Source organism: Thalassospira sp. HJ (assembly GCF_000948415.1).
Lineage (GTDB): Bacteria > Pseudomonadota > Alphaproteobacteria > Rhodospirillales > Thalassospiraceae > Thalassospira.
Map to the genome: position 1 here is coordinate 785,567 of NZ_JYII01000012.1, position 18,822 is coordinate 804,388.

Genomic DNA, 18,822 nt, shown 5'->3' on the forward strand with positions numbered 1-18,822 from the left:
CTGTGACAAGGAGATGCCGTGATGTCGAAACCAACCCAAACCCCAAGAAAAATCGCCTGCTATGCCTTTGAAGATGTCATGAGCCTTGACGTCATTGGTCCGCTGCAGGTGTTTGGCTCGGCAAATGACGAATTGGCTGCATTGGGGCGACCGCAGGGTTACGAAGGGATCGTCGTCGCCGAGGGGATCGGAGCTGTAAGTACGTCATGTGGCGTGCGGTTCTATGCCGATATTGGGTGGCGTGACCTTGATCTTGGCACGGTCGACACATTGTTCATTCCGGGCGGCACGGGTGTCTGGGCGGTCCGCGACAATCCCGAGATTGTCGATTGGGTGCGCAAGGCAAACACCAATGTGCCGCGATTGGGTTCGATTTGTTCAGGTGCCCTTATTCTGGCCGAGGCCGGGGTACTTGATGGCAAAATGGCGACCACCCATTGGTCGCGCTGTGATCAGATGGCGCGGGAATACCCGGCCATTCAGATGATGGGTGATCGGCTGCACAGCTATGACCCGGCTGGGCTGGATGGCGATCCGCATGTTTTTACATCGGCCGGTGTAACGGCGGGAATTGATCTGGCTCTGGCAATCGTCGAGGCGGATTTTGGCCGGAGCCTCGCCCTGTCTGTGGCGCGCAGGCTGGTGATGTTCCTTAAGCGACCCGGCGGGCAGGCGCAGTTCAGTGCCTATCTGATCCCGGAAACCGGAACCACAGCGCGTCTGACCAGCTTGCTTGAATGGTTGCCGGGCAATATCGCCAGTGATCTCTCGCTTGAAAAGCTTGCCGAGCGTGCCGGCATGACACCACGCACCTTTTCGCGTGTCTTTACCCGCGATCTCGGCATGAGCCCGGCGCGCTATGTCGAACGTGTTCGCGTTGAAGCCGCTAGGGCTCTGTTGCAGGACGAGGCGCTGGCAGTTGGTCAGGTGGCGGAACTCTGCGGGTTTCGCCATCCCGAAACGTTGCGGCGCGCGTTTCAGCGTCATCTGTCTGTCAGCCCACAGGAATATGCAGAGCGCTTTGCCCGCAAATCATTGATGGCGACAACCTGACAGAGGCCTAAAGACCTTCATTCTTCATCACGGTTTACGAATTGGGAGTTGGGAACATGTTGTTGCTGGCCAATGGACCATTGCGTCTGCTTTTTATCGCCCAGGCGCTTTATTGGTCCTGTTCATTGATCGGGATTACGCTGACATCGATTGTTGGTGTCTCGCTTGCGCCGCTACCGGCACTGGCGACTTTGCCGCTTGGCGTTCTCATGCTTGGTAATCTGGTTTCTGTCCACCCGCTGGCGATGTTGATGCAGCGCCATGGTCGGCGTGTCGGGCTTTCCATCGGGGCGGTGTTTGGCGTTGTTGGCGGGTTTCTGGTGGCCTACGGGATCTATATCGGGGCGTTCTGGATTGTCGCATTGGCGCCAGCGCTGATTGGCACCTATCAGGCTTCCGCCATGTATTACCGCTACGCTGCACTGGAAACCGTCGAGCCGGCTCAAAAGGGCCGTGCTGCAGCACTCGTCGTTGGTGGGGGCGTGTTGGCCGCACTGATCGCGCCTGAAGTTGCAGCGGCCAGCCGCGATATGCTGCCGGTACCATTTTCCGGGGCTTATGTCGCCTTGGCCGGTTTGGCAGCGATTGGTGCCATCCTGATGACCATGTTGCCTGATGGAGGTATTCCGGAGCGTAGCGGGCCAAGCAGAACAGTGATGGCGAAACTACTGCGTCGTCCGGTCATTCGCGGGGCGATCGCCATCAGTGCCGCCGGGCAGGGGATTATGGTTTTGGTCATGACCGCGACACCGCTCGCGATGAAGTATTGCGGCTATGATGTCGATGTCTCCGCCAATGTCATTCGTTGGCACATGATCGGTATGTTCTTGCCGGCTTTTATCGCGGGACCATTGATTGACTGGATCGGCCCGCGCCGGGTGGCATCGGCGGGGGCGCTTATTCTGGCGGCAAATGTAGCGGTTGCAGTTTCGGGAATTTCGGTTGCCGCGTTTCTTATCAGTTCATTCCTGCTTGGGTTTGGTTGGAACATGATGCTGCTGGCCGGTACAACATTGCTGGGCGAGGGGCATGATATTTCCGAACGCGGGCATGCGCAGAGTTTGATGGAGCTTGGCAACAGCATTACCGCCACACTGGCATCAATTGCGAGTGGCGCATTGATCGCTGGGGCAGGCTGGGTTCCGGTAAACTATGGAGTTTTACCGGTGCTGGCCGTTGCATTGCTTTTGATGTGGCGGGCCTATGTAGCGCGGCAGGAAACCGCGCAGGTATGAAGATAAAAGAAACCGCCGGTCGTTCTGACCGGCGGTGAAGTTACAGGGCGAACGGGGAGTGTCGCCCCGGCGCGACTGAAATGGCCGCAATGCCTTTCTGCGCATGACGGGCCAAACGGGAAAGGCCGCATGTTTATGGCAATAAAAAACCGGCCATCAGGCCGGTTGGGGTGCCAGTGTTGCCGCGTTGCCAGCAACAAATTCCTTGATCTTCTGCAAAACGAAATCGCGTGAGCTGTTTTCACGGGTACGGAACAGAACTTCGCGATCCTGAATGACAAGACCCATGTAAACCGGATCGTTGTGACCTTCCTTGGTCATTTTCAGGGCGCGGAGGGTGTGACCGAAATCGTCGGTGCTTTGATAGATCGTACGCATCTTTCTCCAACCAGCATTTACGTCATAAGACGGTGAAAAACCAATCGACCATCGCTTTATGACATCTGTTTTTTGCCAACCGATGACAGCCGTGTGATGGTTTGAAGACTCTTTTGTCCTTCAACCGGGAAATGCACTGAACAAAGCCGGCAAAAAGCTGCTGGTTTTATTTGTCAGGACTGTTAAAAAGAAAACGTCCTTATCGCCGGTTTCGGGCATTGACATGCGCCATGGCGATGTTTAAGAAAGGCGTCGTTCCGCAGGGAACACCAAGGAGATAGAGGGCAAGTGGCCGAGTGGCTGAAGGCGCTCCCCTGCTAAGGGAGTATAGGGTGACAAGCCCTATCGAGGGTTCGAATCCCTCCTTGCCCGCCAGTGAAAAAGCACCCCAAGACGGGGTGCTTTTTTCGTTTCGGGCCATGACATTTTACCAACATCGGCCGGCTGAGCTAGGGCGGTTGCGAAAGACGTCTTGTTAAGACCTTCTCGCGTACCATGACGTTTGAAGTTACAAACGGTTAGCGTGTTTCCTGGTTGGTGTCACAAGCTTGATTTCATCTGATGGCTATGATGTATCTGAAACACGTTCATTGATCCGAATATAAGGCGGAAGATAAGAAAACCGACGGGCCCAAAATGAAGCATGACTTAAGTTATCTGACTATTGACCGACAAGATGATCTGAGCCGTGAAGATTTTATCGAGCGGTATCTTAAGCCAAAACGCCCCGTCATCATGCGCAGCTTCGCAGCCAATTGGCCGGCATCGCAAAAATGGACCTATGACTATCTCAAGCAGGGCTGTGGCGATGTGGTAGTGCCGCTTTACAGCGAAGCATTTGCCAATTCGGACAATGATTATCTGGATGTGACCCAGAACATGCCGTTTGGCGAGTATCTTGATCTGATTCAGGCCGGCCCGACGCCGCTTCGAATGTTTTTGTTCAATGTGTTCAAATACATGCCGCAATTGCGCGAAGATTTTTCATACCCCGATCTCGGTGTGACTTTCCTTAAGAACCATCCGTTCCTGTTTGTCGGTGGGCAGGACGCCTATGTCGATATTCATTATGACCTTGATCACAGCCACGTTTTCCTGACGCAAATGACCGGCACCAAGCGGGTTATTCTGTATGGCAGTGAAAATGAGCGGCAGCTTTATCGGCATCCGCTAACAGTGTCGTGCAATGTTGATTTCCGCAACCCGGATCTGGAACGCTACCCGAAGCTGAAAGACATTACCGGGTACGAATGCATCCTCGAGCCAGGTGATACCATTTTTATCCCGAGCCGCTGGTGGCACTTCATCGAATACAGCACGGCGGGTATCAGCCTGACCTTGCGCGCTTTGCCAGAAACCTGGCCTGCACGTGTGGCCGGACTTGCCAGCATTATCAAGCTCAAGGTGATCGACCAGTATCTCGGCAGGATGATTGGCGAGAAGAAGTGGTATCAGATGAAGGAAGACTGGGCGCAGGCCCGCGCCCGCAAGGCGTAGGAGACGTCAGTCCTTTTTCAGGATGATGTCATAGCCTTTCTGAACGCCCGCATGGGCCCACTGGGTTAGTTCCTTGCGGTTTGCGAATTCGGAAACCGGGCGGCTTGGACTGAAATGCACTTTGACAGTACAGCCCTTTGTTGCCATGAACCGCCAGAAGTGAAACGCAAGCGACGTGTCATCAAACCATGGGTAAAGCACACGTTCGGGTTCCGGGGATGCTTCATCGTCCTGTGATTCGTCTTTCAGACAAAGCACCGTGATCGGCTGAACGTGGCAGACTTCGGCGATCTTTTCGTCAAAGACAAATTCCATCAGTGACGATTTGAATGGCAGGACGACGCTGCCATCGGTGCTGGTTCCCTCGGCAAACAGAACCAGTCGACGATCCGGCAAAATCTTTTCTCGCAGGATCTTGATCTGTTCGTGGGATTTGATTGCACGGCGTTCAACGAAAATCGTCTGGCAACAGCGCGCGAGAAAACCGATACCAGGCCAACTGCGAACTTCGGACTTCGCAATGAAATTGACGGTGAACAACGAATTGATCACTGGAATATCAAGATAGGACGTGTGGTTCCCCAGAAGAAGCAGCGGCAAGGTTCCGCAAGGAGACCCGCTTTGCTCGACCCGAATGCCAGTGATCTTGCGCGCACCGATATGCCACAGGCGTACAATCTCCGCGCTGGCGCGGATTTTAAGGCCCTCAAGGATCAGGAAAGGTATCAACAACACAAACAACCAGATCATAAGCACCGTGAACTTGATGCCGGCCTTTACATGTTGGGCAGGGGTAATCGGTGCGATGTCGTTCGATGTAACAGTCTGGTCCAAAACGCTCAGAAGTCCTTGATGAATGCCAGGGTGAGGTTTTTCTTTTCATGTTGCAAAGCAGGTCTAGGTGCAACATGAAAAGAGAATCATGCATCTAGAGGTTCAAGATCAAGTCGATCGGCTTGCTTCTTATAGAACCGATAATATTGGTCTGGGACCTTGTCGACGTCGACGGTGATCAGGATGTCAAGTGTCTTGAAATCGGGATCACGAGCGATCCCATCGCCGACAACCCCACCAAGCGAGAGGTAAGCCTTGATTAATGGTGGTAGTTGCCCAAGGGCGTCTTCGGGGTTGATTTCGGCTTTTGGTATGCGATTCATCGACTGATAATCGAGTGCACGCGCCACATGCGGCGTGTCGTCCAGCTGATAGTGATGCAGGTACGACAGTTCAGTGGCAATCTTGTCGATATCTGTCCCGTGGAAGCTTGCACAGCCGAACAGATATCGAATGTCGTGCGTGAAGATCAGTTTGGTAATTCCTCGCCACAGAAGTTGAATCGCCTTGCCGTCACGGTAGTACTTGTGAACACAGGACCGTCCGACCTCCATGCAGTTGTCCTGCACAGCATCAAGCAGGGGAATGGAAAACTCCTCCTGCGCAATATAGTTCAGGTCTGCAGGCTTTTGCGCCGAAAGTAACAGGCGCGTCGTCGCAATGACTTTCTGGTCATTGTCGTTGTCGACAACAAGCAGGTGTTTGCAGAACGGGTCGAACTTGTCGCTGTCGAGACCGGCCGTGTGTTGTTCGGTCAAGGCTTTGGCATGAAACTCGCCAAAGAAGACCTCAAAGCGCAGTTTTTGTGCTGCCTTCAGATCGTTTTCAGTATTGGCGAGATGAACGGAATATCTACCAGAGGCCATAGAAAACTATATTCTGTTGTTCTGATAAAGCGTGGATTGCGCGGGTTAAACGACCAAGTGATAGCCTATACCACATAACGAACAGTCTATGAAAACAATAAGATAGTGGCCGTTCTATGTCGTTTCCCGCAATATTTTGAGATGAATGGCATGAATGGGATTCAGAAAACGTTGTCTTAAATGGGCGTGTCGCAATTTCATACGCCATGCCCACATTAAATTCGATGTTTTCACGAAGAAGAGGTCGCCATGCCGTTCATAACCAACTGGGTCAAAGCCATAACGACCGGCTTTGTTTTCGCTGGTGCCACTGTTGTACTGACGACACCTGTGCAGTCACATCCAGCGCAATCGACCCACGATCACAATGTGGTCGAAGTAGCGCGAAGCGGCGGCATTTTCAGTGACGAAGAACGTCGGATCATTCGCGATGTGCTTGATGTCGCGACCGGACAGACGGACGACAAGTCAGACCGTGACGGCAACAAAAAGAGCAAGGCGAACAACGGCAAGGACAATAAGGGCAAAGGGAATAAAGGTTTGCCACCCGGGATTGCCATGAAGCTTGAACGTGGTGGCACCTTGCCGCCAGGCATTGCAAAGCGTGATTTGCCCGACGACCTGATCTCCCGGCTTCCAGCACGTGCCGATGGTGCATTGCGCCAGATTGTTGGCGATGATGTTGTCCTGATCGAGAAGGGGACCGAGATCATTCTGGATGTGATCCGGGATGTCGCAGGGAATTAAGCCCGGCAACCTCTGGCCAATAGAAAAAGCGGCGTCCAACGGGCACCGCTTTTTTCGTGTTCCGTTCTTGAACGCTTTCTTGAATTAGGTGAAGGCGTTGAAGGTAATGATGGTCTGGGTATCCTTGATAAAGGGCAGCTTGTGGATCTGTTCGTTCACATAGCGCCCGATATCCTGTTCGTCTTCGACATAGACCTTGACCAGCAGTTCAAACGGGCCGGAGATCGAATAAACTTCAGACACGCCTTCTACTTCTTCGACAAGTTCTGCCGCGACGTCATAGGCTTTGCCAAGTTCACATTTCACAAAGATGAAAAATGGATGCATCGGATCGGCTCCGGTTTGAGTTTGAATTCATCACAAGCTACCTTCGTTAAATGATGCATGCAATCATCAAGCAGGCTGTTGCAAGCCATCAGTGGCTTAAAGAGGTTTGCTTTCGGCGTTTGCCGCGCGTGCTGTGACGGCATCCTGCGACAGATCCCAGACAGTTGTGCCCTCGGTTTCTGCCGTCAGGCTGGCCATCGCAAGGCCCGACGCCATGGCGTCTTCAAAACTTGTCTGTGGCTTTGAGTAGGCAGACAGGAAACCGGAATAGAAAGCATCGCCAGCGCCATTAACATCCTTCACCTTCGTCGGCAGGGGGTGCCAGAACGCCGTTCCGGTCGATGTCGACGATACAACGCCTTGCGCACCCAGGGTAATAACAACATCCGGGATGCCTTTACCGCGCAGAAGTTCGATCGCCACTTTGGCTTGCGTCAGGTCATTGATCTCGATACCCGTCAAAACCCGTGTCTCGGCGCGGTTGGCAATCAGAAGGTCGAGTTTATCAAGCACCGGTTTGAACCGTGCGGCTTTGCTCGGCGATACGGTGGCTGCGCAGAACTTGCTGCTTGCCTTGTTCGCTGCCAGCCACTGAATGCTCTCGGTCGGCAGGTTGGCATCAATCAACCACCAGGGACGCGCCTGAAGGTTCGCAAGGCTTGGTTCCAGCCGGTCAATGGTCAGCAGGTCATAGACCTCGGCATTCATCATGCCAAGCGCAAGTTCACCGGTTTCATCTAGGAGCGCTGTGTAACCGGCTGTGGCCATACCATCGATTTTCATCAGATGGCGGGTATCAATTCCGATTTCCGACAGGGCCTCCATGACCTGATCACCATCACCATCATCGCCGACTGCCCCTAACATGGCGACATTGTTGCCCAGAAGTCTCAGATGCACGGCAATGTTGCGACTGACACCGCCGGGTTTGCGATGCAAGGTCCGAACCGGATTGGAGGCCGCGGGAACAAAAGTCTCGGTACATTGCAAGGTGCGGTCGAAATGGGCGGCACCAAAACAAAAGATGTTGGGAGTAGGCGTCATAGAGAACGGGTGCTCATTATAGTGGGACGTCACACGCGTGACGGGTCAGTTACGACAAGCGACGTTCATAAGCCTCAAGCGCGTATCAAGGCAAGAAAAACAAAAAGGCAGCCCGGATAAGGGCTGCCTTCTGTTGGTCGGGTTCAATCCGCAACTTGCTTACTGAAGATTGATACGGCCTTTGGTTGTTGGCGTCACCGGGGAGTTAAGCCCGATATAGTCGGCAACTGCCTGTTCAAGGTTCGGGCCGAAATCATAGACATCCGTGGCATTGTCACGGAACAGGGCATAACCATCACCGCCATTGCGCATGAAGTCGTTGGAAACAACGCCATACATTTTGCCTGCATCAATCGGGGCAAAGCCATCGCCCTCGGCGACCATGACATTGGAAACGCGCGATCCGGCAGGCTTTGATAGATCGAGGTCAAACTTCAGACCAGCAACCTGCGGGAACTGGCCTTTGCCTTCTTCAACAAGCGAGACACCATGTTCAAGCGATGCAACGATATCCGCACCTGAAAGCTTGAAGGTTGCCAGCGCATTCTGGAACGGCAGAACGGTCAGGACTTCACCCATCGTGACGGTGCCTTCATCAATGCTTGCACGTACACCGCCGCCATTCTGGATGGCGATCTGATAACCTTCACCGGCTTTCCACAGCATCGCATCGGCAACAAGTGATCCCATGGAGCATTCCATTGCGCGGCAGGTTTCACGTGAGCCGTCGGCCGGCGCGGTGAAGCTACCAACTTCAAGGGTTCGAACCGCATCAACCTGACCACTGGCCTTTTCGATGACTGCAAGAACGTCTTCAGCCGGGGGGATGCTTGCATCCAGGGCAATCGGGTCACCCGACCAAGCAGTTGCAACACCAGCATCATCAAAGGTGACGTTCAAATCACCAAGATAGCGGCTATAGGCATATGCCTGAACGATCAGCACCGGCTTGCCATCCGCGCCATTCTTGACGACCGGGTAGGGATGAGACGCCTTGTCATTGCTGTTGGAGAACAGAAGATGGTCATGGCCGCCAACAATCACATCAACACCAGTGACGTCGCTGACATAGTCAAAATCGGCATAGGAACCCGAATGGCTCAACACGACGATCTTGTTGATACCTTGTGCCGTCAGGCGGTCTACAGACGCCTGTAGCGATTGTGCAAGGTCGTTGAACTTGACGTTCGGACCGGCACTCGAGATATCAGCGGTTTCCGGAGTGGTCAGGCCAACGATGCCAATGCGTTCACCACCCACCGTGATGATGGTTTCCGGTTTGATCAGTTCATTGAGACCATCGGTGGTTGCTTCGATATTGGCCGACAGGATCGGTGTCAGGCTCGATTTGATGAAACTTGCCAGAACGTCGGGGCCATCATCAAATTCGTGGTTGCCGACTGCCATCGCATCATAATCAACAAGGTTCATCAATTCAGCCGTCAAGGAACCCTTGTAGGTCGAATAGAAAAGGGATCCCTGGAACTGATCGCCGGCGTCAACAACAAGAACATTACCACCCGCAGCACGGGCATCGCGAATGGCCGTGGCAAGACGACCATAGCCGCCAAAGCATTTGCCTTCGGCGTCGTCCTTTGCACTGCAAGTATTGTTATATTTCGTGACGGATTCAACGCGATCATGCACATCATTGGTATGGATCAGACGCAAATCATAATCGGCCAATGCGCTTCCGGCACCAAGGCTCAGCATGGTGCAAGCCGATAGCAGCCCCGCAATTGTTCTTTTCATTCCTGTTCTCCAACAATAATCAGCCCGTCCTGACCCGATCGGGAAGGGATGTTTTGAAAAATCTAATCTGTGGGTCGGAAAATTTTTGCCCCGCGAGATGCTAGCACCAATTTTCGAACAACGGTATGTCCGGTTGTTGAAGGTGTGGTGAAAATTACACTTTGCCTTGAAGGTGCTGGGCTGTCCGATCCGACGGAGTTCGTCAGAATCGGTGGTGGACCAATTTCAACTTTCGCTGGTGTGTTTGATCCGATTTGGTGCCCGTTGCGTTCATTACGCTCAAGAAAATTCAGCACTCAGGATTGAAGCACTATCTTCGCGCTGATAGGCATAAAACTAAGGGAAACCCCGCAGATGGGCGATATTCAGCTATAACTGCGTTAGGCAGATTTTGACCAAACGGACAGGTTTTGTCGAAGTCTTGCGTGCTCGGCTATTTACAGGGCACTATATTTTGTAGTTACCATTAGCGTTCGCAGCATGATCACCCGCGCTACATTGGTTGAGGGACCGAAGCCCGCGTTTCATCGTGCTGTGAGCCACGTTTTTTCGATGAGGGAGTTCCGCCGATCAAGGGAATTGGCGGAAGGCATAATCAGAATTCAAACAATGAAGGGCATCGGAATGAAAAAGCTTCTGACCTCGGTGGTCGCGGCTGTCGCTTGCTATGCAGGTGTTGCTTCGGCTGCAGAAATTAAACCGGCTGTCGTTTACGACCTTGGTGGCCGTTTTGACCGCTCGTTCAACCAAGCGGCATATACGGGTGCGGAGAAATACAAGGAAGACACCGGCACCGAATATCGTGACTTCGAAATCCAGAACGATTCCCAGCGTGAGCAGGCCATGCGCAACTTTGCGCGCCGCGGTATGGATCCGATTGTTGCGATCGGTTTTTCTCAGGCATCCGCACTTGAAAAAGTGGCAAAGGAATTCCCTGAAACCAAGTTCACCATTGTTGACATGGTCGTAGACCTGCCGAACGTTCAGTCGGTTGTCTTCAAGGAACACGAAGGTTCGTTCCTTGTTGGTGTTCTGGCTGCAATGGCGTCGGAAACCGGTAAGGTCGGCTTTGTTGGCGGTATGGACATTCCGTTGATCCGCAAATTCGCCTGCGGTTACGCACAGGGCGTTAAGTATTCCAATGGCGATGCCGAAATCTTCCAGAACATGACCGGTACCACTGGTGCTGCGTGGAACGACCCGGTTAAGGGTGGTGAACTGGCGAAATCCCAGTTCGACCGTGGTGCAGACGTTGTTTACCATGCCGCTGGCGGTACTGGCGTTGGTGTGCTGCAGGCTGCAGCAGATGCTGGAAAACTTGGCATTGGTGTTGACTCCAACCAGAACGGCCTGCATCCGGGATCAGTCCTGACCTCGATGCTGAAACGCGTTGACGTTGCTGTTTACGAAGCTTTCGATGGCGCTGCCAATGATACTTGGGCACCGGGCCTGACCGTTCTTGGTCTTGCCGAAGGTGGTGTTGATTGGGCGCTTGATGAAAACAACGAAAGTCTGATCACCGACGATATGAAAGCAGCCGTTGCCAAGGCCAAGGAAGCAATCATTTCCGGTAGCCTTGAAGTACACGATTACATGAGCGATAGCGCCTGCCCGATGTAAGGCAGTCGTCAAAGCAAATTGGGGATTTGTCGTGTCGGATACGATGCATCAAATGCACGGCGCCGGGGAAACCGGTGCCGTGCAACCCGCTATTGAACTGCGCGGTATAGACAAGCGGTTCGGTGCGGTACATGCCAATAAAGAAATCGACCTTAAGGTCGACAAGGGAACAATCCACGGGATCGTGGGGGAGAATGGGGCTGGTAAATCGACCCTGATGAGTATCCTGTACGGCTTTTATCAGGCCGACGCAGGGACCATCCATGTCGATGGCAAGCTTTGTGACATCAAGGGATCAGAAGACGCGATTGCCGTGGGGATCGGGATGGTTCACCAGCATTTCATGTTGGTAGAGACGTTCTCGGTGCTTGAAAACGTTATACTGGGTGTCGAAGGCGGTGCTGTCCTGCGCGAGGGTGTAGATAAGGCCCGCGAAGAACTCAAACGTCTTGAGCGCGAATATTCGCTCAATATCGACCCGGATGCGAAAGTTGGGGACCTTTCGGTTGGTCTTCAGCAACGCGTAGAGATCCTCAAGGCCCTTTATCGTGGGGCAGAAATTCTTATTCTTGATGAGCCGACCGGTGTTTTGACACCGCAGGAAGCCGATCACCTTTTCAGAATTCTTGATACGCTCAAAGAGCAGGGCAAAACGGTCGTCCTGATTACCCACAAATTGCGCGAAATCATGGCTGCAACGGACAATGTTTCCGTGATGCGCCAGGGCGCAATGGTGGCGCATCGCAAGACAGCTGAAACCAGCCCGGAAGAACTTTCTGAATTAATGGTTGGTCGTAAGGTGTTGTTACGACTTGAAAAAGACGAGGCTAATCCAGCGGCGACCGTGCTGAATGTCGAGAACCTGTGTGTTGATAATGCGCAGGGTGTGCGCAAGGTCAAAAACGCGACTTTCAATGTGCGTGCAGGTGAGATTGTCGGTATTGCCGGGGTTTCCGGCAATGGACAAAGCGAACTGCTTGAAGCGCTTGGTGGGATCCGCTCTGCCAGCGAAGGTAAAGTGGAACTGAATGGTCAGGATGTCACGCCGGGGAAGGGGGTGGATGCCGCCGAGCTGCGTCGTCGTGGCGTTGCCCATGTGCCGGAAGACCGTCATCGCATGGCGATGGTTACGGCCTTTAGCGCCAAAGAGGCCGCCATACTTGGCTACGAGGATGACCCGGCCTATCAGAAGGGCGTGTTGCTTGACTGGAACGCTATTTCGGCAGCCACAGCCAATATGATGTCGGAATTCGATGTGCGTCCGGATAATCCGGATTTGAAAGCTGCCAATTTCTCGGGCGGTAACCAGCAAAAGCTGGTGCTGGCGCGTGAAATCATGCGCGACCCGGAGCTGCTTCTGGTTGGCCAGCCGACCCGTGGTGTTGATATCGGCGCCATTGAATTCATTCACAAACGTATTGTCGCCATGAGGGATGCGGGCAAAGCCGTCCTTCTGGTGTCTGTGGAGCTTGACGAAATCATGTCGCTTGCCGACCGCATTGTGGTGATGTGCGATGGTGCCATCGTTGGCGAAGTCGCCGCATCCGAGGCAAATGAACGCGTGCTTGGCCTGATGATGGCCGGGGTTGATCCCAACGAAGCCAAGGCAGCGGAGGGGCAGGCATGAGCAAAACTGTCGAACTGCCGCGCTGGATTGATGTCGGCGCGTTACCGCTCCTCAATTTGCTGCTCGCTCTTGTCGTTTCCGGGCTTGTGGTTCTGGCGATCGGTGAAAACCCGGTCGAAGTGGTTGAAATCCTGCTCTACGGCGCATTCGGATATGAAGAAGCTTGGGGTTATACGCTGTATTACACCACCAACTTCATCTTTACCGGTCTGGCCTTTGCAGTGGCGTTCCATTGCGGGCTGTTTAACATCGGTGCCGAGGGGCAGGCTTATGTTGGTGGCCTTGGCGTCACGCTGGCCGCGCTTTATCTCGATTTCCTGCCATTCCCGATTATGCTGGTCGTGGCGATGTTGGCTGCGATGATTTTCGGTGCAGCCTGGGCCTATATTCCGGCCTATCTGCAGGCCCGTCGCGGATCACACGTCGTGATCACGACCATCATGTTCAACTTCATTGCGTCTTCGTTGATGGTGTATCTTTTGGTGAATGTGCTTCGCCCGGAAGGCTCCATGACGCCGGAAAGCGAACAAATCGCTGAACATCTGCGTTTGCCGTTCATCCATGATATTGCGGGTGCACTCGGTATTGAGATGGCATCAAGTCCGCTTAACCTTTCATTTGTGTATGCCATCGTCATCAGTGTGATGGTTTGGCTGTTCATCTGGCACACCCGTTGGGGCTATGCGATCCGCACAGTGGGGGCCAACGCGGTGGCCGCGACCTATGCCGGGCTTGAGCCCGGCCGGTTCATCATTATTGCGATGATGATCTCTGGCGCGCTGTCATCCTTTATGGCGCTCAATGAAGTCATGGGCGTTCAGCATCGCTTGCTGATCGATTTCACAGCGGGATATGGCTTTGTCGGTATTGCTGTCGCACTGATGGGGCGCAACCATCCGTTTGGTATCTTCCTTGCGGCACTGCTGTTCGGGATGCTGTATCAGGGCGGCGCAGAGCTGTCGTTTGAAATTCCTACCATCTCCAATGACATGGTTGTTGTTATTCAGGGTCTTGTCATCCTGTTTACCGGCGCGATGGAACATATGTTCCGTCCGCGCGTGACAAAGATCTATACGGCCTGGCGCCTGCGCCAGGATGCCGGGGAGGCCGCGTAATGGATACATTTCAGCTGATTATCCTGTTGCTGGACGCAACACTTCGGACCTCGACCCCGCTTATCCTTGCAGCCCTTGCCGGGATGTTTTCTGAACGATCCGGGACGATTAACCTCGCCCTTGAAGGCATGATGCTGGGCGGTGCGTTTTCGGCTGCTGCTGTTGCCTTTTACGTTGGTAGCCCGTGGGTCGGCCTTCTGGCCGCGATTGCAACGACGATTGCGCTCTCGCTTTTGCATGGTTTTGCCTGCATTACGCATAAGGGCAATCAGGTTGTTTCCGGCATGGCGATCAATATCCTGATGTCGGGGCTGACCGCGCTTGTCGGGATTGCCCTGTTTGCTCAAGGTGGTAAAACGCCAGCCCTTGATAAAGGATCCCGTTTCCAGCCGATTACTTTCCCGGGCGCAGAGGCGGTTAAGGATGTACCGGTTCTAGGGCCGATCTATTCCGAATTGCTGAGTGGCCACAACATTCTGGTCTATGTCGCCTTCATAGCGGTTCCGGCTGCTTGGTGGGTAATGTATCGCACGCGCTTTGGTTTGCGTCTGCGTGCGGTTGGTGAAAATCCGGGGGCGGTTGATACCGCCGGTATCGGTGTTGTCGCCATGCGCTATCGGGCGGTGATTTGTAGTGGTGTGCTTGTTGGTATGTCCGGTGCGTATCTCTCAACAGCGCAAGGTGCATCCTTCCTTCAGGACATGACCGCGGGTAAGGGCTATATCGCACTGGCCGCAATGGTGTTTGGTAAATGGCGTCCGTTCCCGGCCTTGGCAGCGTGCCTTCTGTTCGGTTTCCTTGATGCTGCGGCAACTCGCCTTCAAGGTGTTGTCCTGCCAGGTATTGGCGAAGTGCCTGTCCAGTTGGTACAGGCATTGCCATACATCCTGACGGTCATTCTTCTGGCGGGCTTTATTGGCCGGGCCATTCCGCCAAAGGCGCTTGGTCGCGCCTATGTCAAGGAACGCTAAGCTTTTCGTGGTTCGGGGCAGGGCATATGATGCAGGCAGGCCCGAACCACATTTTTACGACGTCTTGCGCTTTGGTCAGGCGCGATAGGTAATCAAAACAGGATCAAACAAATGGTTGCTCAGAAACAGGCTCCGCGCGATCTCATTGACGCGGCCCTTGCGGCCCGTGACAAGGCCTATGCGCCTTATTCGAACTTCTTTGTCGGTGCAGCTTTGCGCACGGTAGACGGCAAGGTCATTTCGGGCTGCAACGTTGAAAATGCAGCTTATCCGGAAGGTGTCTGTGCAGAGGGCGGGGCGATTTCGGCAATGGTGCTATCGGGTGAAACCCGGTTTGACGAGATCGTCGTTGTCGGGCTTGGCGATATCGCCTGCACACCGTGTGGCGGTTGCCGTCAGAAAATCCGCGAATTCACCGGGCCCGATGCGACGATCTTCATCATCAATGATGCAGGTGAGACGCTTTTGACGCTGAGCCGTGAAGAACTTATTCCCCATTCCTTCGGGCCGGAGAACCTCAAATGAGCAATGTAAAAGCAGCTCTTGACGTCATTGCCAGCAAGGCACCCGGCTTTAAGGCAGAAGTCGCATTGGTTCTTGGTAGCGGATTGGGCGGTGTTGTGGACGCCGTCAGTGACGCGATCAGGATTGCCTATGAAGACTTGCCGGGTTTCCCGCGTCCAACTGTGGTTGGTCATGGTGGAACGCTTGTGCTTGGCCGCATCGGCGGGGTGTCTGTTGCGGTGATGCAGGGACGCGCGCATTACTACGAGCATGGCCGTTCCGATCTGATGGCAGAACCACTTGAAACACTGCGTGAATTGGGCGCAGAGCGGTTGCTTCTGACCAATGCCGCCGGGTCCCTGATCCCCGATGCAGTACCGGGCAGCCTGATGCTGATTACCGATCATATCAGCCTGTTTGGCCCGAACCCGTTGATTGGCTATCACGGCAATGACCGGTTTGTCGGCATGGATGTGCCCTATGATCCGGAAATCGGATCGGGCCTGCATGATGCTGCGGCAAAGCTTGGTATCAAGCTGTTTGAGGGGACCTATTGCTGGTGCACCGGTCCAAGTTTTGAAACACCGGCTGAAATCCGCGCGCTTAAGGTGCTTGGTGCCGATGCGGTTGGCATGTCGACCGTGCCCGAAAACATCCTTGCGCGTCGGCTCGGCTTCAAGGTTGCAGCGGTTTCAAACATCACCAATCTGGCCGCGGGCATGAGTGCCACGCCACTTAGCCACGAGCAGACATTGGAAATGTCAAAAACCGGCTCTGCCAATCTTATCAAGATATTGCTGCAGTATTTTTCAAGCGCTTCCTGAAGTCGGCTGACTTCAAAGCTGCTGATTTGATTTAACGACACGTGTGCAGGAGACAGCATATGCTGCCCCAGGAAATCATTCGCCGCAAACGCGAAGGCGAAGTTCTGACAGATGCCGAGATTGCCTTTTTCGTTAAAGGCATCACGGATAACAGCATCAGCGAAGGGCAGGTTGCCGCCCTTGCGATGGCAGTCTTCTTTAACGGAATGACCATGGATGAACGCGCCGCACTCACGCGCAATATGCGCGACAGCGGAACGGTTCTGGACTGGAAGGCGCTTGGCCTTGATGGACCCGTGGTGGACAAACATTCGACCGGCGGGGTCGGTGACAAGGTCAGCTTAATGCTGGGGCCGATTGTTGGCGCCTGCGGGGCCTTTGTGCCGATGATTTCCGGTCGTGGTCTGGGCCATACTGGTGGGACGCTGGACAAGTTTGATTCCATTCCGGGATATCGTACCACGCCGACACTTGAGGAATTCGCCAAGGTCACCCGCGAAGTGGGCTGTGCGATTATCGGTCAGACTTCCGATCTGGCTCCCGCCGACAAGCGGTTCTATGGCATTCGTGATGTTACGGCGACGGTTGAAAGTATTCCGCTGATTACGGCATCCATCCTGTCAAAGAAGCTGGCAGCTGGGCTTGATAGCCTTGTGATGGATGTGAAGTTTGGCTCCGGTGCCTTCATGGCCGAATATGAACGCGCCCGCGAACTGGCCGAAAGCATTACCGAAGTCGCCACCCGCAATGGTGTGCCAACCGTCGCCCTTCTGACTGATATGGAGCAGGTGCTGGGCGACACGGTTGGTAATGCGCTTGAAATGCAGGAAGCTATCTACTTCCTGACCGGTAAACATCAGGAGCAGCGCGTCTATGACGTAACGATGGCACTGGCGGCAGAAATGCTGGCCGTGAGTGGTGTGGCTGCTGATGTTTCTGATGGTCTGCGCATGGCGACAGAGGCGCTAGAAAGCGGTAAGGCCGCCGAAACGTTTGGCAAGATGGTATCAAGTCTTGGTGGTCCGGCGGACTTTGTTGAAAACACCAGCAAGTACCTTGAAGCCGCCCCGATGATTAATACAGTCACTGCGGCCAAAACCGGTCGCGTGCTGTCGATGGATGCCCGCAAGGTTGGTCTGGCGCTGGTATCGCTTAAGGGCGGACGGACGCGCGCAGATCAGAAGATCGATTTTGCCGTCGGCTTTACCGATTTCATCAAGGTTGGCCAGCCCGTTTCGGCTGAAACACCGATTTGCATGGCCCATACGCGTGACGCGGCACAGCTTGAAGAAGCAACCGCTTTGCTGCGCGAGGCGATCGTGATTGGTGAGGGTGATGTCGCCCCGACGGGCAATGAACCGGCGGTGCGTGAGCGGATCGTTGCGCGCAAGAAGGCCTGATATCCACGTCCAAGAAGACGAATGAAAGCCGGGTTGATGCCCGGCTTTTTTCGTTGGGCGTTTAGCTTGTTATTGCCGCTTAAGTCATTTTTATGGTGGTTATGCGGACTTGGATATCGACAGCTATTGGTGAACAGGGCGGACAAGGCTTGCCAAATGGCTCAAGAGAAAGCATTTTGATCAGGAATGAAAATTTTCCGCTAAAGATGAAAATTGAAAACAGAAACAGCAGGAGAGAGGCATGGGGAAACTGGATCGTCGTCGTAGAGAGATTTTGGAACTGGTCGCTTCCAACAGCTTTATGACCATTGATACTCTTGCCGAGCACTTTTCTGTCACGCCGCAAACCATCCGCCGCGATATTAATGAAATGGCCGAAGAGGGCCTGATTGCGCGTTATCACGGCGGTGCGGCCAGCGTTTCAACCACGGAAAACACCGCCTATACCGACCGTCAGGTTCTGAACCTCGGCAGCAAGCGTGAGATCGCAAAACTGGTCGCGCAACACATCCCGGAAGGCGCATCTCTTTTCATCAATATAGGCACGACCAACGAAGAAGTAGCCCACGCGCTTCTAGGCCATAAGAGCCTGAAGATCATCACAAACAACCTGCATGTCGCCGAAATCTGTGCCGCCAACCAGGGCTTTGAAGTCATCATTGCCGGTGGCGTTGTCCGACAGCGTGATTTTGGGGTGATCGGGGAAGCCACCATTGATTTCATTAACCAATTCAAGGTGGATTACGCGATCGTCGGGATATCGGGTGTCGATGAAGACGGCAGTCTGATGGATTTTGATTATCGCGAGGTGCGCGTTGCCCGTGCGATTATCTCAAACGCGCGACAGACCTTCCTGTGCACGGACGCATCAAAATTCGGCCGTCGTGCGATGGTACGTCTTGGGCATCTTTCTGAAATTGATGCCCTGTTTACCGATCGTCATCCGGGACCGATCTGGTCGGATGTTATCCGCGAAGCAGACGTATCGGTTTATACCGCCAACTAGGTGCGGTCAGGCCCGATTTCTG

At 53.9% G+C, this 18,822-nt stretch carries 18 protein-coding genes and 1 tRNA gene; 13 read left to right on the forward strand and 6 right to left on the reverse strand.

Going from position 1 to position 18,822, the window contains the following annotated elements:
- Positions 1-21 precede the first annotated feature (21 nt).
- On the forward strand, positions 22-1,053 hold the full coding sequence (locus tag UF64_RS12515; RefSeq protein ID WP_044828842.1) for a GlxA family transcriptional regulator: 1,032 nt from the start codon (positions 22-24) through the stop codon (positions 1,051-1,053).
- A 56-nt stretch (positions 1,054-1,109) separates the two neighbouring features.
- Complete coding sequence (locus UF64_RS12520; RefSeq protein WP_044828843.1) at positions 1,110-2,288, forward strand: MFS transporter; 1,179 nt, start codon at positions 1,110-1,112, stop codon at positions 2,286-2,288.
- 156 nt (positions 2,289-2,444) lie between these two features.
- Here the strand turns inward: UF64_RS12520 and UF64_RS12525 are convergent, their stop codons facing one another.
- The gene (locus tag UF64_RS12525) at positions 2,445-2,666 is read right to left on the reverse strand and encodes a hypothetical protein (protein WP_044828844.1); all 222 of its coding nucleotides are present in this window, start codon (positions 2,664-2,666) and stop codon (positions 2,445-2,447) included.
- Between the two features lie 282 nt (positions 2,667-2,948).
- Here UF64_RS12525 and UF64_RS12530 point away from each other — a divergent pair.
- A tRNA-Ser gene (locus UF64_RS12530) sits at positions 2,949-3,041 on the forward strand.
- Positions 3,042-3,302: 261 nt separating this feature from the next.
- Positions 3,303-4,163, forward strand: coding sequence for a cupin-like domain-containing protein (locus tag UF64_RS12535; protein WP_044828845.1), 861 nt, complete (start codon positions 3,303-3,305; stop codon positions 4,161-4,163).
- Positions 4,164-4,169: 6 nt separating this feature from the next.
- Here the strand turns inward: UF64_RS12535 and UF64_RS12540 are convergent, their stop codons facing one another.
- Both UF64_RS12540 and UF64_RS12545 read right to left on the reverse strand, forming a co-directional pair.
- Entirely contained in the window at positions 4,170-4,997 is an 828-nt protein-coding gene (locus UF64_RS12540) for a 1-acyl-sn-glycerol-3-phosphate acyltransferase (protein WP_044828846.1), read from the reverse strand.
- 86 nt (positions 4,998-5,083) lie between these two features.
- On the reverse strand, positions 5,084-5,863 hold the full coding sequence (locus UF64_RS12545; RefSeq protein ID WP_044828847.1) for a GNAT family N-acetyltransferase: 780 nt from the start codon (positions 5,861-5,863) through the stop codon (positions 5,084-5,086).
- Positions 5,864-6,112: 249 nt separating this feature from the next.
- Between UF64_RS12545 and UF64_RS12550 the strand changes: the two genes are divergently transcribed.
- On the forward strand, positions 6,113-6,610 hold the full coding sequence (locus UF64_RS12550; RefSeq protein WP_044828848.1) for a hypothetical protein: 498 nt from the start codon (positions 6,113-6,115) through the stop codon (positions 6,608-6,610).
- Between the two features lie 84 nt (positions 6,611-6,694).
- Here UF64_RS12550 and UF64_RS12555 read toward each other — a convergent pair whose 3' ends face one another.
- The 3 genes from UF64_RS12555 to UF64_RS12565 all read right to left on the reverse strand — a co-directional run bounded on the left by UF64_RS12555 (position 6,695) and on the right by UF64_RS12565 (position 9,733).
- Complete coding sequence (locus tag UF64_RS12555) at positions 6,695-6,937, reverse strand: Lrp/AsnC ligand binding domain-containing protein (protein WP_044828849.1); 243 nt, start codon at positions 6,935-6,937, stop codon at positions 6,695-6,697.
- Between the two features lie 96 nt (positions 6,938-7,033).
- On the reverse strand, positions 7,034-7,981 hold the full coding sequence (locus UF64_RS12560; RefSeq protein WP_044828850.1) for a carbohydrate kinase family protein: 948 nt from the start codon (positions 7,979-7,981) through the stop codon (positions 7,034-7,036).
- Positions 7,982-8,140: 159 nt separating this feature from the next.
- Positions 8,141-9,733: a bifunctional UDP-sugar hydrolase/5'-nucleotidase gene (locus UF64_RS12565; RefSeq protein WP_044828851.1), complete on the reverse strand. Its 1,593-nt coding sequence runs from the start codon at positions 9,731-9,733 to the stop codon at positions 8,141-8,143.
- 624 nt (positions 9,734-10,357) lie between these two features.
- Here UF64_RS12565 and UF64_RS12570 point away from each other — a divergent pair.
- From UF64_RS12570 to UF64_RS12605, 8 genes are all read left to right on the forward strand, one after another.
- On the forward strand, positions 10,358-11,353 hold the full coding sequence (locus tag UF64_RS12570) for a BMP family protein (protein WP_044829026.1): 996 nt from the start codon (positions 10,358-10,360) through the stop codon (positions 11,351-11,353).
- A gap of 52 nt (positions 11,354-11,405) precedes the next feature.
- Positions 11,406-12,980, forward strand: a complete 1,575-nt coding sequence (locus tag UF64_RS12575; protein ID WP_044828852.1) for an ABC transporter ATP-binding protein — start codon at positions 11,406-11,408, stop codon at positions 12,978-12,980.
- Complete coding sequence (locus UF64_RS12580; protein ID WP_044828853.1) at positions 12,977-14,095, forward strand: ABC transporter permease; 1,119 nt, start codon at positions 12,977-12,979, stop codon at positions 14,093-14,095. The genes UF64_RS12575 and UF64_RS12580 overlap by 4 nt, the downstream gene beginning before the upstream one ends.
- Positions 14,095-15,066, forward strand: a complete 972-nt coding sequence (locus tag UF64_RS12585; RefSeq protein WP_044828854.1) for an ABC transporter permease — start codon at positions 14,095-14,097, stop codon at positions 15,064-15,066. Before UF64_RS12580 ends, UF64_RS12585 begins: the two co-directional genes overlap by 1 nt.
- A 111-nt stretch (positions 15,067-15,177) precedes the next feature.
- A complete protein-coding gene (locus tag UF64_RS12590; RefSeq protein ID WP_044828855.1) occupies positions 15,178-15,591 on the forward strand; it encodes a cytidine deaminase in 414 nt (137 codons plus the stop codon).
- On the forward strand, positions 15,588-16,394 hold the full coding sequence (locus UF64_RS12595; protein ID WP_044828856.1) for a purine-nucleoside phosphorylase: 807 nt from the start codon (positions 15,588-15,590) through the stop codon (positions 16,392-16,394). The genes UF64_RS12590 and UF64_RS12595 overlap by 4 nt, the downstream gene beginning before the upstream one ends.
- A gap of 59 nt (positions 16,395-16,453) precedes the next feature.
- A complete protein-coding gene (gene deoA / locus UF64_RS12600; RefSeq protein ID WP_044828857.1) occupies positions 16,454-17,794 on the forward strand; it encodes a thymidine phosphorylase in 1,341 nt (446 codons plus the stop codon).
- A gap of 241 nt (positions 17,795-18,035) precedes the next feature.
- Positions 18,036-18,800: a DeoR/GlpR family DNA-binding transcription regulator gene (locus tag UF64_RS12605; RefSeq protein WP_044828858.1), complete on the forward strand. Its 765-nt coding sequence runs from the start codon at positions 18,036-18,038 to the stop codon at positions 18,798-18,800.
- Positions 18,801-18,822 lie beyond the last annotated feature (22 nt).